Here is a 14,157-nt window from a genome sequence, read left to right on the forward strand (position 1 = left end):
AAAGGACGCCCAGGTCTTGGACGCCAATACGGTTGATATGGTGCGTTTCGCGGAGTGAGTCGACAGCCATCACTCCCCCCGCACGTAAGCGCCGACGATGGCGGCCATGTCGTTGGGCACACCAGCGCTGTAATCCTCGACGTTGTTCTTCACCACGTACCCGAGCGTCTCGGCAACGGCCATGAACACGTCGGTCTGCGGCGCATCCTGGAACCTCTCCGGGTCGTCCTTGCGCGCGCGGCGCTTCTGCAGGTAGAGCACGCTGGTCTTGGCGCCCGTTCCCGAGAGTTTGAAGGCGTCGGCCGGCAAGCTGATGACGGCCTTCACGATGGCCTTGCCACCATGGAACGCGCCGGTGGCTTCGTCCTTGGTGCCCATGATGTACTCGCGCACATAGCGATCGCCCGAGTTGCACAGCACGCCGTCGGGCAGCACGATCAGCAGCCGCCCGCCCGGCTTCAGCAGTTGCAGGCAGCGGTCGATGAACAGCACCGCGGGGTCGGTGTTGGCAGAAGCCTCCTTCCAGATGCCCTTGCTGTTGGGCGAGCCGCCCATCGCCAGACCGGTGACCGTAGGCGAGTAGTCGTTGCCGCCGCCGCGGCCAGTTCGTGGCGTCAGGTCCGAGCGGTAGGTCTTCAGCATCAGCTCCATTGCCTCCTCGTGCGCCCGCTTGGCCTCTTCCTGGCCCTTGTTGAACTTGGGCGTGCCGAAGGGCGGGTTCGTGCAGATCAGGTCGAAGCTGCCGGGCTCCAGTTGCGGGCTGGTGAGCGAGTTCTGCGTATAGAAGATGCGGGCCTTGGGCGCACCCAGCAACGCCATGTTCACGCGGGCCAACATCACCATCTGCGGTGACGCGTCCGCGCCGACGAAGCTGTGTTCGCACATTTCGGCGAACAGCTTCTTGCGCGCCTCGTCGGTGGCCGTGGCCTTGCCGCCGATCTCGTCGAGCGCGCGGCGCAGGTGACTCAGCGCCACCGACGGAAAGCCGGCGCTGCCGCAGGTGGGGTCGCAGAATCGAAAAGCGGGGCGGCCCTGGCCGTCGCGAGCGACGAGGTTGGCGGCGTCTTCGGTACTCTCCTTGATGTCGTGGAAGGCCAGCGCCAGCATGGCCTGCTTCACCGGTGCCGGCGTAAGGTAGATGCCCAGCCCGCCCTTGGACTCGAAATTGGCGCGCAGGAAAACGTCGAAGGCGCGGCCGAGTACGTCGGCCGCGATGTCTGCCAGCGTCCCTTCCTTCTTGACGACGTTGTTCTGGTTGTCGGTGACGACGCCGAGGTCCTGGATCAGCGCGAGCACCGCCGCGTAGTTGCTGGGCTGCTCCAGGCGCAAGTGGGCGTTTTTGTCAAAGATGGGGTGCTTCTCGCCGGCATCGTCGGTGACGATGTAGTCCGGGTGCTGCTTGAAGTGCTCGAACGCGGACTGGATCTCGGCCACCGCCGTCGCGCCGTGCGCCCGGACGTACGTGGTCTGGAACACATCCCCCAGGTCAAGCTTCCGGTTCTTGTGCTCGAAGATCAGCGCGCCCTTGTGGTGCAGGCGGAACGACTCCAGGAAAAGCAGCTTGGCGACTTCTTCGATGATGTCGTTCTTGCCGTTGACCTTGTCTTTGTGTGTCTGGTAGATGCGCTCGTGCAAAGCGTTGAAGCCCTTCATCAGGCGGTCGTACATGCGCATCGACCAGCGGTAGGTTGGGTCGGCCTTGATGCGCTTGTACTCGCCGATCTCGACCAGGCTGGGCAGCTTGTCGATCTGGTGCGGCGGATACGCGAGGTCAAAGAACGACTCGAGCTTGCCTTCGGCGTCGCGCACGATGGCGAACTGCGGGTACTGGTCGGCGGGGGTCTCGGGCGGGGGCAGCGTGTACGAGAGCACCTGCACGTCGTCAGCATTGCTGCGGCTCCAAGCTCCGGCTGGCAGCACCAGCGCCAGCACGCGCGGCGTTTCCACGCCCTGATGGCGTCCCCACACCATGGCCGCGGACATGCCGGGTTCGTTGGCCTTCAGGTCGAGGGTTTGGTCGAAGCGGGCGCCGGCCAGCTTGCGCACCATCTCCTTAAGGATGTTGCTCTCGTTCGTCGCGATGGCGATTGCGTCATTCGTCGTGCTCTCGGTCGTGGCCTTCTTGGGGCGTGCCATGGGTGTGTCCTCCTGAGGTTCTGGTTACTAGCGGGCGATGCGGATCAGGTTCGGGCCGAAGACTTCGAGCCCGGCGGTGCGGTGCACGATGGCGAGCACCTGCTCGTCGGTCGTGACAAGGTGTTGGGGAAGGCGGGCGCGGACGTGCACAGCCGGCACAGGGCGGCCCCCGAACGAACGCACGGCGTCGGCGATTGCGGCGGCGAGTTCGTCGTCAGCGCTCGCGGCCTGGGCCTGGAAGGCGCCCGAGCCGCCACGCTGCACGCCAGGTGCGCAGAGCAGGAAGAGTTCGAGCTGGTCGCGGGTCCAAGCGCTGCCCGAGAGGCGGACGCGTTCGTACAGCTCGTCGAACGTGCGCGGCTTCTGTTTCAGCGCGCTGATCAGGTCTTCGGCGTGGCGGGGGGTCATGGACGGCTCTCCTGTTCAGCCGCGGTAGTCGCCGCGAACGGCTGATGGACGGCAGTGAAGACGGTCATCAACTCGCTCATCAACACCGACCATTGACGATCGAGTGCGCGACGCTGTGCGTGATAGCGGTCAACGGCGCGCTGCCAGCGATCGCGCAACTCCCGCGGCGGCACCGGCACCCGCAGCGAACGCAAGGCCTCGGGCGTGACGAACTGCTGAACGGTGCCGACGGCAAGTCGGGCGGCCTGCGAGCACAGTGGTTCGGTGGCGAGCAAGAGTGCCCATGCGGCCGGCGTTTCGCGAAAGCGCATTCGGGCCCAGCCGTCGACCGGGAAGGTGTCGGGAGGGACATCGTCGTCGACATAAGCCACGCGAAAGCTGCTGCCTAGTGTGGACAGCAGCACCTCGCCCGGTACCAGCGGCTTCGCGAGAGTGCGGCTGGGCATGATCTCCTCGCCCGGAGCCTCTTCTGCCAGTGAGACGAAAAGGTCGCCGCCGACGTCGCGCAGGCGCAGTGCCCTGGCCCCTTCGCGGGCGTCGGTCAGTCGTGCCCGGTCATCGGACCAGGCAAGGTCGCCGACCGACACCCATCCGTGGTCTTGTTCAAGGGCCACCTGCTCGGCGCGTAGGGCCGTAGCCTCGGGCAGCCAGCTTTCGTTCGTGACAGCCTCGCGGGGGAAGAAAGCGCCGCCGGCAAGATGGAATGCGTGCGCCGCGGCGGCGTCCACCGTGTCAGCTGCCTCGCCGCGGGCGAGGTTCAGCGCCTCGCCTGCCATCGTCTTCTCATCGAGGATGTCGCGCAGCTTGGCAGACAGGCCCTCCAGCTGCGGTGGTGTTGGCGCCACGCGGAGCGACTCCAGCGAGCCGATGCCGACGCGCTGCAGCACGCCAGACTCGACGAGCAGGAGTTGCTGGTAGCCTGGCTGGTTCAGGCAGAGCGCAACCCACGCCGCGTCCGCGCGGGTCAGGCCACGAACGATCAGGGTGTTGCCGTCCACAGCGTGCCGCTTGGCGGCGGTGGAAACGAAAGCGGCACGTACCGGCGCGTGCTTGTTTACCACCACGTCGTCGGGCTGTACGCACCATCGCCCCGTCATCTGCGGTGCTGTCCAGTGCTGCAGCCCGAGGCTCAGGCACAGCCGGTCGATGTTGCCTTGCCTGTAGACGGGTGTGGTGGCGGCGCGGGCGTCGTAGGCCACCGCCCCCAAGGTTTCGCTGACGCGCCAGCCTTCTAAAACCTGAGCACCCCGCTCGCCAATGGCCCACCCTTCGAGGCCTGCTCGCAGCGCAGCCGCGGCGCTGCCAACGAAGTAGGCTGGTGACCACCCGGGGGCCGACGCCAGCAGCGCAGGCACTGCGAATATTGATTGAACGTGTGAACTCACAAGCACATTGTACATTCCATGCGGATAAACGCAATATGCCTTTGTGAGTTCACATGTGGCGAATTAGGCTGGCCGGCGATCTGCAAAGTCCGACGGGATGGGTCCTAGCAGTCTGGGCGACATCCCAGCATCGCGGCGACGGCACAAGTGGAAGCGTGTGTGCGGAACAGTGTCACGCTGGTAGGAGATGGAGCACTGACACCTGGCCGTGCTGCAAGCGGGCGACCATCGCTATGACGTGCGGTCCGATGCCGATCTGCCGGCGTCAGGCAAGGCGAGGAACTACTCGACATCGCTCGAAGGTGGCAAGTCTTTCGTCCTGGCGGACGCGTGGAGCATCGAGCCTCAGGCGCAGGTGATGTATCGTAAGCGGTGGATCAACTACGCCCTTGCGCAGTACCCGTCCAGCTCAGGCGCTCAGTTGGATGCACCAGGGCAGCAGCGCCTCATAGTCGATGCTCGTCGCGCGCGGTAGCGCGACCAGCATGGCCGTGAGGTAGCGGTAGCAGTCGATCCCGTTGGCGGCGCACGTCTGCAGCAGCGAGTACAGGTTGGCGCTCGCGTTGGCGCCGGCGACGGTGTCGGCGAACAGCCGGTTCCGGCGCCCGACCACTCGAACGGTCGGATCGCATTCTCGCAGGGGGTGTTGTCGGCGGGATAGGCGCCGTCGTCGACATATGAGCTTGGCCCACTGTGATGCAGCGACCTTGGCGCTGCGCGCGCGACTCAAGATTGGTGAAAACCCGGCATAGATTTTAGAATCTTTTGGTTACATTGTGGTTGTGCCTTGAACTCGCGCGTGGGATCGGCACCTTTAGGCAGTGAGTGGAGTACCTTCGGTCTTCTCTCGACTTGCATGGATTCTTAGTCAGCGTATTCGGGCCTCTGCCCGTTGGACATTTGGGTGGACCGAGCGTGACGACGAAATCCGAAGCTGTACCTCGTGCAAAACGGAGTACGTGCAGGTGTGCAAACACACCGGACCGCGCGCCAGCACGCTTCCCCTCATGCAAGTCCAGACATCGGTGACCGAGAGAGCACATTAAGGAAACGGCCTACATTGCGTTTGGCGGTATGTCCGACCTCAGAGACCGACTTCGCCGACCGGCAGCGCGAAGTTGGAGGCATTCCAGTACGACGCGAAGGCGAAGAAGTGCGGTCGAGCTGACCGTGAGCCTCTGAGAATCATGACCCTTAGGTTTGTCCTGGCTTTGTGTGTCCATCGCGGAGAGATCGATCCGAGTTCCCCGGTTTCAAGTTCGCTGCTCCTCAAGGCGAACGCTTGGTTGTCGCGGCGGCTCGCGGGCCATGCAGATGAACTCCTCATCTGCGGGCGGGGCTTCGCCGACGTCGCACAGTTGGCCGCCGAACTAATTCCCTACGGACTCTCGGGCGCCAACCTTGTGGTGACTGACGAAGCGCCCGAGGAGCCAGATGACGCCGCGGTGGGAGATAAGGTCCGGGGGTGGTGCCGAGAACATCATCGGGCCGCAATACCGGTGGTTAGCTGGAAAGCAATGATCCCTGAAGCGCCTTATCCAACAACCGGTTGGTGGTGGGTGGGTATCGAATCCGCGAGCAGCGAAGCTGCTGCTTGGGCCGACACGCTGCGTGAGCTCTCGCCGGATTCGTTCGCGCACCAGGCGCAAACGTGGGTCGACGTGGTCCTGGCAGATCGAGGCGCCACGATGGACGATCGGGGCGCCGACGAATACGAAGAAGCCATGTCAGTCGTAGCGCTGGCCCGATGGTTGACGGGATTCAGCGCTGCAGCCGGAGACACTTTCTACTGCTTCTTATGCAGCGATGCCGTGGAAGCCGCTGGGATCGACCTGCTCCGGCTGGGATTTGAAGCCGGGCTCTCGCACCACGATCAACTCCAAGATGCTTTCCATGGTCTCGATTCGCCGGAGGAAGGACTGCCTGCTGCGGCCCTGCAGGTCTGCCTGGAAGGGCGGACGGATGCGCTCAGGGACATGCTCGACAAGAAGTTCGCCGGTGCTCCGGCGCTCTTCTGGTCACTCCACTCGTGCATTTGGCCAAATTTTGAAAAGCCGGCGGTCGAAGACATGGACGATCTGCTCAACCCGCGGCGATTGGACATGGGCGATCTGGAGGTGGCCTGGCTCTTCGTCACAGACGGATGGGCGGAGGTGGAGTAGCGGCCCGCCGCACACGAGTGCGTCCGGGCCGTAGGGCTTCGCGCCTTGTCGATGAGCGGTCGTTCGGAGCACCGGGCCGCGAGGCCCCCTTCACCGCTTCCCGCAAAGCTTGCTGCGCCTGGAGGTCATTGTCGAACCCCGCTTGCGCCCTGTCCGCCTGAAAGTCCGCATTGGCGAGACGATTCTGATCGATCTGGTTCTGGACCTCGAACGTGCGCTTCTAGCTCCATCGAGCTTTACCCCTGATACGGCGCCAGGTCCGCCAGCCGCTGCAGTAGCAGTTCCCCCGCCTCCGCCAGGCTCGTTGCCTGCTCGATCGCCGGCACTGTCAGGTTGTGCTGGAGGGTCACCGGATCGCGAAGTTCGATGGCCCCCGCGGCCCCCGCCAGAGGATCCACCCACGCCCGGCGCACGTCCAGATTTTCCGCCGCCCAGTACAGGAGCGCGACCACCGCCAGTTGCCCCTCCGGTGTCACCTTCTCCTTGCGGAACAGGCGGTGGATCGCCACGCTCATCGGGAGCTGGTTCAGTGGGAGTATCAATCTCCCCGGTGAAGTCTGGTCGTTCATTGCGGATCTTTGCACGAAGGTGGTGGCGAGTTTTTGGAGCACATGCAGGATGGCCGCGATCACGAACATGATCAGCAAGCCGGCCACTGCGCTGATGATGTCCCACGATCTTCGTGTAGTTCGCCGGCAGCACGCCAGCGCTGCAGCAAAACGAGCGTCAACGACAGCCAGTACGCCCGATCCCCGCTCGCGCAGGGCAATCGTCGAGAACAGCGTCGCCGCGATGTTCGGGTCGGGGCTACCAGACGATGGACGCGAGCGGGCCCGGGCTGATCGGATGATTTCCGCCATCGACGCACGCGGGCACGCGGGCACGCGAACAGCATTTCCTCAACGCGAGGACCAAGATCACCCGCAGCACAAGCCCAGCCGGGGGCCGCAGTACCCGGTTCCGCTGGCGTGCTGACAGGGGAAGTCAGTGGGGGTCTTGGGACGGCGCCGGTTGAACGTTCCCGACCGCATCGGGGCTCTCGGGCGGTGGCAGCGCTTCAAGCTTGTTGCGGCCCACGGTCACGAATAGATAGACCGCGAACATCAGGATCGGCGCCCAGACAAACGGGCTGACGAGCGGGTACTCAACCACTCGAAACCCGAAGCCTCCGGCCGCTCCACCCGCTGCCCCGACGCCGGCTCCGATCAGGGTCATAGCCCCTGCGCCGAGGGCCAAGCCGACACCGCCCGTGGCGAGGCCGACCGCCCCGACCACCAGAAAAGTGCCAAAGCCGATCGCACCGCCCGCCACTACACCCAGACCGATTGCACCAATGCCCGGCAAGACGAACTGCGTCATCGTGCCCGTCAGCGTTGCCAGGTACACGCCGAACGCAAAGATGATGACCGCCAGCGCTCGCGTATGAAATGCTGCCCAGCGCTCGCTCAGCACGAGCCGGCATGTAAGTGCCCCCACCGCAATTACCGCGCCGATGATTAGCGGCACAAGCAGTGCTTTCATGTCGTTCTCCTCCATTTGTATAGAGCAAGATGGTACTTGGCGACACAGCCGTGGCAGATCGAGCACCTGATCGCTTGGGCAGCGGACCCGCCGCAGCTTGATGTCCATGATGATTTCCGCCATCTACGCACGCGGGCGCACGCGCGCCGGAAGCAAAGGTGCGGATCGGGCGGTTATGAACACGGCATGCGGTCGAACGATTCGGGACAAGCGCTTCCGAAGCCGCTGTGAAGCGCGCGTTGGGCACCGATGACCAAGGCGCGTGCGTGTGAACGCGGAGGGGCCGACTTCGATCCTCCTACCCGACTGCCAGGACGTGCCTAGCGTCTCGCATAGGCGCCCCGCGGTGGCGGCTGTGCGCCCTCAAGCTCCTTCAGGTAGGTGGCGATCGTGCCCACGGGGTCATTCACGGCGTCGTCGGCTGCGATCCGTTGGATACTCATCGACGCTGCGCCTGCGGGTTGGAAGTTCCTGCTTCATTCCGTGCGTGCTCGCTCGGCGAGGTCGGCGAGGTCGGCGATAAGGGCACGATCTTGTATGGCATAACAAGTCCGCCGCACAACGTCAGCGGCGGCAGCATTGGTTGCTGCAGTGGTGCGTCCATTGCCCTTATCGTACGCGCGGCCGTCAGCAATACTGATCGCCAATGCTGATCGCGACGCCTGATCTGCGCCCTCACCCCCGAGTCAGGGCTGGATCAGACCTTCCCCAGCCCAATGACGCGAGCGCAGAAATTGGCGAGCCACATCCCGAGGACATTTGTCGCGTCTACGCGTCGGTTGGGTCCGGAATGGTCTTGCGACGGAAAATCCAGTCACTTGGGCCAAGGGTCCAAGACGCTTCGATGCCGCGCAAGTAGGCATCCACTCGATCTTGGGACGCGTGAATAATTTGGCAACTACCGTTGCCAATGCCTAGCTGCAATTCGAGCGACCATTCGTCGCCGTCGTCGGCGTACACCATCTCCTCAACGAGGTCGCGATAGAGGTCGTACCCGCCAGTACCAAAGGCAGTCGCGGCGTCGCAGATGATGGTGACGTTGCCCTTACGCTCCCCGATGAAGCGCACTGGTGCCAGCAGGCCAGCGGCGTGCAGGCGTTCGATGACGCCCCAGATGCGCTCGTCGTGGTCCTCGTCCCAGATGACGGCCAGAGTAAGCAGTTCCAGTCGCGGGCGGCGATCGTCGCTGAAAGTTCGTACTTCGCGAGACTCGGGAACGGGAAGGACTGTGCGGACGACGGTGTAGTGGGTGCCGCGGCCCAAATTGCCGACAGGCGCGCGTTCGTCGTGGAGGACTTGGAAGAATGGCGAATAGGCCATAGAACATCCTTTCAAGATGCATGGTGAGGCTTTCGACCTCGAGATCGGCGACCTTTCGAGTCACCGGGTTCGTACACCGGCTGGTGCGTCACGAATTATGAACTAGATTGAGGGAGGTTGCCGCGCTGTCGAATTTGCGACTTCCATCCTGCCGCCATCCATCGGGCTAAGCCGACCTCCACGTCCGGCTTTCAATTTCCTGATCATCAATGCGCTGCATGCAGTCCGGCGCCGCGCTGCCTTCAAGGGGGCTTCGTGATGATTTCCGCCATCTACGCACGCGGGCGCGTGCGCGCGCGGGAAGGCGTCGCTGGAAATGATGTCGGGAACCCTGCGCTCAGGCGCCTCGGCTCGATCGATCGATCCCGCATGTCTAACCGTTAAAGCACGGTGCTCGAACCGTATGTCACCCGTGCTGTAACCGTCGCGGCCACGTTCATGGCTTGTGAGCCTCTGCGGATCGGGCGGTCGTGCAGACGCCCCCGCATGGACCACCATCCCCCTCCGAGACGACGAACGCGGCTTGTAGGCCCTTCCCGAGGGCACGTCGAGCCCGTGCCGACGGCGAAGGGTCGCCGGCGCGCGATTCTTCTTCAAGGGGATCAGGATGAGCGGATCAGGAATCAGGGACTTTCCCCTGCTTGTCGGCCGGTCATCGCCCGATGATTGATCGATGGTCGGTTGATGATCGGTCAACGGCGGCGGAATCATGCTCGCCTTTTCCTTGCACTGCGGGTATTGGTGATTGCGAAAGTTGATGACCTGTTGCCCCAACGCCTCCACTGCTGTCGCCTGGGTCGGCCACGACACCATCGGGAAATCGAGGTGCTGACGACCCGGCTACAGTCCTGCTCTGAAATGCCCAGGCCCGAGGTGCTGATGACACGCGGGGCCCGCTGGCCGATCTACGTGACTAGGACCACGCAAATGACTGAAGCGATTCTGCGCCCTGGCGCAAGGGCGGTTGCATGAGCGACATCGGCACCATTGAACTGACCAACGCCGAGCGCGTGCTGCTCGACCAGATCGACTTCAGCGGCCAGACCAACGACCGCGACCGTGTGCTGCGGTCATGCACCGCCTCGGCGCAACTGATGCGCCGGCTGATCGAACGCAAGGCGATCCCTGAACGGCGCAGCCGTATTTTTCTTGAGCCTGAGTGGGGCTACCGTGGCGAGTCGTGGCGCGATCTGTTCGTGGAACGCGGCGACCCTGGCGACGACATATTCGAGCACCCGAGCTTTCTGCAGTACCTGCGGTTTCTCATCCACGGGTCCGACTTGCCCGATACCGTGATCGAGGCCATGCGCGAGCAAGTGGGCGACCCGAAGTACTTTTCGCTAGGCGACACGCTACAGACAGGCAAACTGGCGCGGAAGCTGGCCCGCAACCACGGCCTGGACAAGCGCCACGCCGATGCCTTCATGCACCTGTGCGCCGACCTCGGACTGACCTACGATTGCGCCGACGCGGTTCGCCGCGCCGTGATGGAAGTCAGGCACTGAAGGTCCGCCATGAACCTCGAAGACTTCCCGCCGATGCTGCTGAGCAGCGCCCGATCGCGTTCGACGTGCCCGGCTGGATCTTCGAGATCAAGCTGGACGGCTATCGCGTCACGGCCTTGTTCGGCGACGGCCAGTGCCGCCTGCGCTCGAGCAACGGGGCCGATGCGACGGAGTGGTTCCCGGAGGTCTGGCGCAGCCTGTCGGCGATCAGGGGTGGCCCCTACATCGATGACGGCGAGGTCTGCGTGTTCGACGAGCTGGGGCGCTTGTGGGCGCATGCCGTTGCTATGCGCTCTCAAGCCCCTTCAGGTAGGCGGCGATCGTGCCCACGGGATCAATCACAGCGTCGTCCGCTGCAATCCGATGCAGCTCATCGATGATGCAAGTGCGGGTCGCAATCTCGTGCTTCATCCCGTGGGCGTGGGCGATCTGATTGATGCGACGGCGCAGGTCGCCGCGGATGGAGAGCGTGACGCGAGGGGATTTCTTTGGGGTCATGGACTGAATTCCGACATGTACGCGCGCGACGTGCACGCGCGCGCGAGGCTAGGGTCGAGGACGGGACTGCGCTTGAACGGGAAGCGCCTCGAAACTGCGGGAGTTCACGGATCGGCGCTCTTGCTTGGTCGCGACGCAACGCCACAGCGAAGACGCTTCTGAAGGCGCACGCCATACGTCCAACGAAAGTGCTCCAAGAGATCGGCTCGAAGGTGGAGCGGTGTTGCGAGGCAGTCGGCGCGCATTTCGGCGCGAGCTTCCTCGCCGTCGCCCCAGTAGTCGCAGACGGCCATGGCGGCTTCAAGCAAATCAGCCGTCGTGCCGGCCGCGACGCGGTCAGCCTCTTTCAGGAACGTGACGATCTCCGCCTTGTTGGCACGCAGCAGTTGTCGTTCGTTTTCCCGAAGGGCGCTGGCCGGACCCACAAGAAGTCCATCACCCGCGCCGAGCATGACCGTGAAGCCAAGGCCACGCAGCAGTTCGAGGATGGATCCTGCTTCCATCAGATTTCCTCGATGTCCACGGCGGTGGCCGGAGGCTCTTGGACGGTGATTTCCACTTCGTCGTGCGAACCAGGCGAACTTGGCGAAGCATCAATATCCATGCGGGTTGCAGCCTGTTCCTGCTTGTCGCGAACCATGCGAACTTCGCGAACCAAGGTTTCGGCATCGACCTCCGTGAGGTAGGTTTCTTCGCCTGGTTCGCAATGTTCGCCGGCATGCGAATCGGGCTGCAAGGCGCGCCGTTGTTGATCCTTCGCCACCTTCGCTTTGTTCGCATCCACCAATTGGTAGTTCTTTTTGGCACGGCCGGCGGTCGGCACCGTTTCGACCTCGATCCGCGCCGGCGTGGTCGAGAGCAACTCTTCCAGCGCCGCGTCGATCTTGTCCTTGGACAAGTGACCGCCGAAGCATTCGACCGTGATCGCCTTGCGGCTGGCGCTGCCCTTGTCGGTCAAGAACTTGATGATCTTGTCGGCGGTGGCGCTCGTCTCGGCCGCCGTCACTTCGTCCAGCGCGCTCGCGAAGACGAACTTGATGGAGTCCGTCGAGTAGCGAACCCACGCCAGTCCGGCCTCGACCTGGGGCACATCGACTTTCTCGCTCTTGTCGAAGATCGCGAACAACATCGCCAGGCGCAGCAGCATCGGGGCGCGACGTTCGACCAGTGCGTTGACGACTTCGCCGGCGCCTTGGTCGTTGAGTTCGCCGAGGTAGAGCTTTTCGTACCGCTCTTGCGCGGCCGGCGTGAGTTCCATACGGCGCACATCCGTCTCGACAGGGCGATCGGCGCCGACCGCCCTCAGGACATCGATGATACGGTCCGCGAAGTCGTCGATCTTGTCCTGCGGTGTTGGCTTGGGGAATGCCAAGAAGCGTTCGCGCTCGGCGTACACCATCATGAAGCGGTTCGCGAAGCCGTTGGTCAACTCGCGCGCCGCCATCATCGAACGCAGCTCACCGGGCGTCACTGCGCACGACAAGGCGACGTGCGGATCGGTCGTCCCCACGCGGCTGGTTTTGGTCGCCGGCCGGATGGAAACGCCGTCCCAGCAATCGCGCAGCGCGGACGACAGCGTGTTGCCCTCGCGCTTGGTCTGGCTCAAGACATTGGCGAACTCCGACTCGACCACCCACAGGCGCTTGTCGTAGATCGGCTCGACCTCAGTCTTGCCGTCGGCGTAGCCATCGTGGATCAAGTAGGCCAGGCCCTCGCGAGTTGACAGCCCGCCGCGATGAACTTGGGGCGCGATGTACTTGTCCTTTTCACGGATCGCCTTGTCGATGCGGTGAACGACGCTGACGGCATCACCCTTGCGGCCCCGGCCGGTACGTCCGATGTGGATCCCGAACACACGTGGATGGTGCCAGGTGTTACCCACGGGCAGATAAGCAACGCGGCCGACCGCGGCGCTCAGGTAGGTGATGAGGTTCAACGCCACGGCATAGGGGTTCGCCTCGGTCGTCTCTGCGGCGGTGCGGGCAATCTCGCCAATCAAGCCGTGGAGGGCGGCCGGCTCAGCACGGGGGGCATTGCGGTGAGGGTCGGGATGTTCGTCGTCGGGCGCCTCATCGACGACCTTGTCGAAGCACTTCCGCACCGCATCGAGCCCCTGCGCCTGGTGCAGGTCGTTGAAGTCAGTCTGGCCCCGCTTGCGCTCGCTGCCGAACGCCGGCATCGCGACGGTGCCGTCGACCGCCTTGGCTGCTTCCTGCGCCTTGGTCAACCCGGGGTTGCCTTCGGTCTCGATGTCGTCATCAGCGGCCAACACAATCTGGATCTCCGGGAAGCGGGCGCGCAGGGCCTTGGCCACCGGCAGCAAGTTGCCGCAGTCGAACGCGACTGCAACGGCGTGCCCGGTCGCCTTGTGAACGCTCGCGCCAGTGGCATAGCCCTCGACGATGTAGATCGTGCCCGCCGGTTTGCCGATACCGAAGTAGCACCCGCGCTTGCGGCCGTCGGGAAGGAAGCGCTTCTTGCCGTTCACGTCGATGCGCTGCACCGTCGTCAGCTTGCCTTTCATGTCCTTGATCGGGACGATCAGGTCGCCGCCTTCGACGCGCAGGCCGTAATTGTTGACTCCCTTCTTGATCAGATACGGGTGGTCGTGCGCGGCAGGTTTGGACTTGCTCCAGAGCAGGCCGGCTTCGGTCGCGGCAGCCTCGTGACGCACTTCCTCGGCCTGCTCGCGGACGCGACGGGCAGAGTCAACGCGGGCGCGTTGAGCCTCGATCTCGGCAGCGCTGAGGGTGCGGCCGGGATCGCTCTTCCAGGGCTGCCACCCGAGCCCGTCGCGGTGATTCTCGAAGCCGCCAGCCGGCACCCCGTCGAGGTGCAGGACGTAGACCGCGTCGTGTTGGCCGTTCTTGCCCTTGGCATCGCAGCGATGCAGCTCGCCATCAGCAAGGATGTCGTCGGGAGGAATGATGTCGCGAGACGCGAGCGCAGCGCGGAATTGTTGGATCGGGTCGATCAAGCCGCACCTCCGATCTGCACCAGGAATGCGAGCGCTGCATCGAGCGTGGGCATGGCCTTGACCATGCCGCAGCGCATGGCGTAGTAGGCGGCTGCACCGTCCGCGGGGTTGCTACGGATCAGTTCGTGGCCCTTGAGCGCGTATTGCGCCGCCAGCGTGGCGAATGCCTTTTCGGTGTCCGCCGGCTTGAACGCGGAGGGGAATTCCCCGTCGCGGTCTTGGGTGGGGGCTATGTGCATTTCCAC

14 protein-coding genes and 1 pseudogene are annotated in these 14,157 nt (G+C 64.0%); 3 read left to right on the plus strand and 12 right to left on the minus strand.

Annotated elements, in window-relative coordinates:
• Positions 1-69: 69 nt before the first annotated feature.
• The 3 genes from QTH90_RS23840 to QTH90_RS23850 are packed head-to-tail and all read right to left on the minus strand — an operon-like array spanning position 70 to position 3,899.
• Positions 70-2,136 (minus strand): HsdM family class I SAM-dependent methyltransferase, encoded by a 2,067-nt coding sequence (locus QTH90_RS23840; protein ID WP_286667056.1) that lies wholly within the window; start codon positions 2,134-2,136, stop codon positions 70-72.
• A gap of 27 nt (positions 2,137-2,163) precedes the next feature.
• Positions 2,164-2,544: a hypothetical protein gene (locus QTH90_RS23845; RefSeq protein ID WP_286667057.1), complete on the minus strand. Its 381-nt coding sequence runs from the start codon at positions 2,542-2,544 to the stop codon at positions 2,164-2,166.
• Entirely contained in the window at positions 2,541-3,899 is a 1,359-nt protein-coding gene (locus QTH90_RS23850) for a restriction endonuclease subunit S (protein ID WP_286667058.1), read from the minus strand. Before QTH90_RS23850 ends, QTH90_RS23845 begins: the two co-directional genes overlap by 4 nt.
• Positions 3,900-4,137: 238 nt before the next feature.
• Between QTH90_RS23850 and QTH90_RS31545 the strand changes: the two genes are divergently transcribed.
• Complete coding sequence (locus QTH90_RS31545) at positions 4,138-4,404, plus strand: autotransporter domain-containing protein (protein ID WP_353506629.1); 267 nt, start codon at positions 4,138-4,140, stop codon at positions 4,402-4,404.
• On the opposite strand, the pseudogene QTH90_RS23855 reads toward QTH90_RS31545, so the two are convergent.
• Positions 4,339-4,607: pseudogene (locus tag QTH90_RS23855) on the minus strand (transposase domain-containing protein); the annotation flags it as partial. The gene QTH90_RS31545 and the pseudogene QTH90_RS23855 sit on opposite strands and share 66 nt — an antisense overlap.
• Positions 4,608-5,047: 440 nt before the next feature.
• Here QTH90_RS23855 and QTH90_RS23860 point away from each other — a divergent pair.
• On the plus strand, positions 5,048-6,091 hold the full coding sequence (locus tag QTH90_RS23860) for a hypothetical protein (RefSeq protein WP_286667059.1): 1,044 nt from the start codon (positions 5,048-5,050) through the stop codon (positions 6,089-6,091).
• A gap of 236 nt (positions 6,092-6,327) precedes the next feature.
• Here QTH90_RS23860 and QTH90_RS23865 read toward each other — a convergent pair whose 3' ends face one another.
• The 4 genes from QTH90_RS23865 to QTH90_RS23880 all read right to left on the minus strand — a co-directional run bounded on the left by QTH90_RS23865 (position 6,328) and on the right by QTH90_RS23880 (position 8,932).
• Positions 6,328-6,951 (minus strand): hypothetical protein, encoded by a 624-nt coding sequence (locus tag QTH90_RS23865; RefSeq protein ID WP_286667060.1) that lies wholly within the window; start codon positions 6,949-6,951, stop codon positions 6,328-6,330.
• A 124-nt stretch (positions 6,952-7,075) separates the two neighbouring features.
• Positions 7,076-7,720 carry a hypothetical protein gene (locus QTH90_RS23870; protein ID WP_286667061.1) on the minus strand — a complete coding sequence of 215 codons (645 nt, stop codon included), beginning with the start codon at positions 7,718-7,720 and terminating at the stop codon, positions 7,076-7,078.
• Positions 7,721-7,932: 212 nt separating this feature from the next.
• Entirely contained in the window at positions 7,933-8,055 is a 123-nt protein-coding gene (locus QTH90_RS23875) for a hypothetical protein (protein ID WP_286667062.1), read from the minus strand.
• 325 nt (positions 8,056-8,380) lie between these two features.
• The gene (locus tag QTH90_RS23880) at positions 8,381-8,932 is read right to left on the minus strand and encodes a hypothetical protein (protein WP_286667063.1); all 552 of its coding nucleotides are present in this window, start codon (positions 8,930-8,932) and stop codon (positions 8,381-8,383) included.
• Positions 8,933-9,900: 968 nt separating this feature from the next.
• Here QTH90_RS23880 and QTH90_RS23885 point away from each other — a divergent pair.
• Entirely contained in the window at positions 9,901-10,437 is a 537-nt protein-coding gene (locus QTH90_RS23885) for a hypothetical protein (RefSeq protein WP_286667064.1), read from the plus strand.
• 285 nt (positions 10,438-10,722) lie between these two features.
• Here QTH90_RS23885 and QTH90_RS23890 read toward each other — a convergent pair whose 3' ends face one another.
• The 4 genes from QTH90_RS23890 to QTH90_RS23905 form a co-directional block, all read right to left on the minus strand.
• Positions 10,723-10,935 (minus strand): hypothetical protein, encoded by a 213-nt coding sequence (locus QTH90_RS23890; protein ID WP_286667065.1) that lies wholly within the window; start codon positions 10,933-10,935, stop codon positions 10,723-10,725.
• Positions 10,936-11,039: 104 nt separating this feature from the next.
• Positions 11,040-11,438 (minus strand): hypothetical protein, encoded by a 399-nt coding sequence (locus QTH90_RS23895; RefSeq protein ID WP_286667066.1) that lies wholly within the window; start codon positions 11,436-11,438, stop codon positions 11,040-11,042.
• Complete coding sequence (locus tag QTH90_RS23900) at positions 11,438-13,912, minus strand: toprim domain-containing protein (RefSeq protein ID WP_286667067.1); 2,475 nt, start codon at positions 13,910-13,912, stop codon at positions 11,438-11,440. Before QTH90_RS23900 ends, QTH90_RS23895 begins: the two co-directional genes overlap by 1 nt.
• Positions 13,909-14,151, minus strand: a complete 243-nt coding sequence (locus QTH90_RS23905) for a hypothetical protein (RefSeq protein ID WP_286667068.1) — start codon at positions 14,149-14,151, stop codon at positions 13,909-13,911. Before QTH90_RS23905 ends, QTH90_RS23900 begins: the two co-directional genes overlap by 4 nt.
• Positions 14,152-14,157: the final 6 nt, after the last annotated feature.

Source organism: Variovorax flavidus (assembly GCF_030317145.1).
Taxonomy (GTDB): domain Bacteria; phylum Pseudomonadota; class Gammaproteobacteria; order Burkholderiales; family Burkholderiaceae_C; genus Variovorax; species Variovorax flavidus.

What these genes read in the sequence shown, in the direction of transcription:
- QTH90_RS23890 (WP_286667065.1), bottom strand. Translation starts at nt 10,935, where the DNA reads ATGACCCCAAAGAAATCCCCTCGCGTCACGCTCTCCATCCGCGGCGAC.
- QTH90_RS23880 (WP_286667063.1), bottom strand. Translation starts at nt 8,932, where the DNA reads ATGGCCTATTCGCCATTCTTCCAAGTCCTCCACGACGAACGCGCGCCT.
- QTH90_RS23875 (WP_286667062.1), bottom strand. Translation starts at nt 8,055, where the DNA reads ATGAGTATCCAACGGATCGCAGCCGACGACGCCGTGAATGACCCCGTG.
- QTH90_RS23870 (WP_286667061.1), bottom strand. Translation starts at nt 7,720, where the DNA reads ATGGACATCAAGCTGCGGCGGGTCCGCTGCCCAAGCGATCAGGTGCTC.
- QTH90_RS23905 (WP_286667068.1), bottom strand. Translation starts at nt 14,151, where the DNA reads ATGCACATAGCCCCCACCCAAGACCGCGACGGGGAATTCCCCTCCGCG.
- QTH90_RS23885 (WP_286667064.1), top strand. Translation starts at nt 9,901, where the DNA reads ATGAGCGACATCGGCACCATTGAACTGACCAACGCCGAGCGCGTGCTG.
- QTH90_RS23895 (WP_286667066.1), bottom strand. Translation starts at nt 11,438, where the DNA reads ATGGAAGCAGGATCCATCCTCGAACTGCTGCGTGGCCTTGGCTTCACG.
- QTH90_RS23865 (WP_286667060.1), bottom strand. Translation starts at nt 6,951, where the DNA reads ATGGCGGAAATCATCCGATCAGCCCGGGCCCGCTCGCGTCCATCGTCT.
- QTH90_RS23845 (WP_286667057.1), bottom strand. Translation starts at nt 2,544, where the DNA reads ATGACCCCCCGCCACGCCGAAGACCTGATCAGCGCGCTGAAACAGAAG.
- QTH90_RS23840 (WP_286667056.1), bottom strand. Translation starts at nt 2,136, where the DNA reads ATGGCACGCCCCAAGAAGGCCACGACCGAGAGCACGACGAATGACGCA.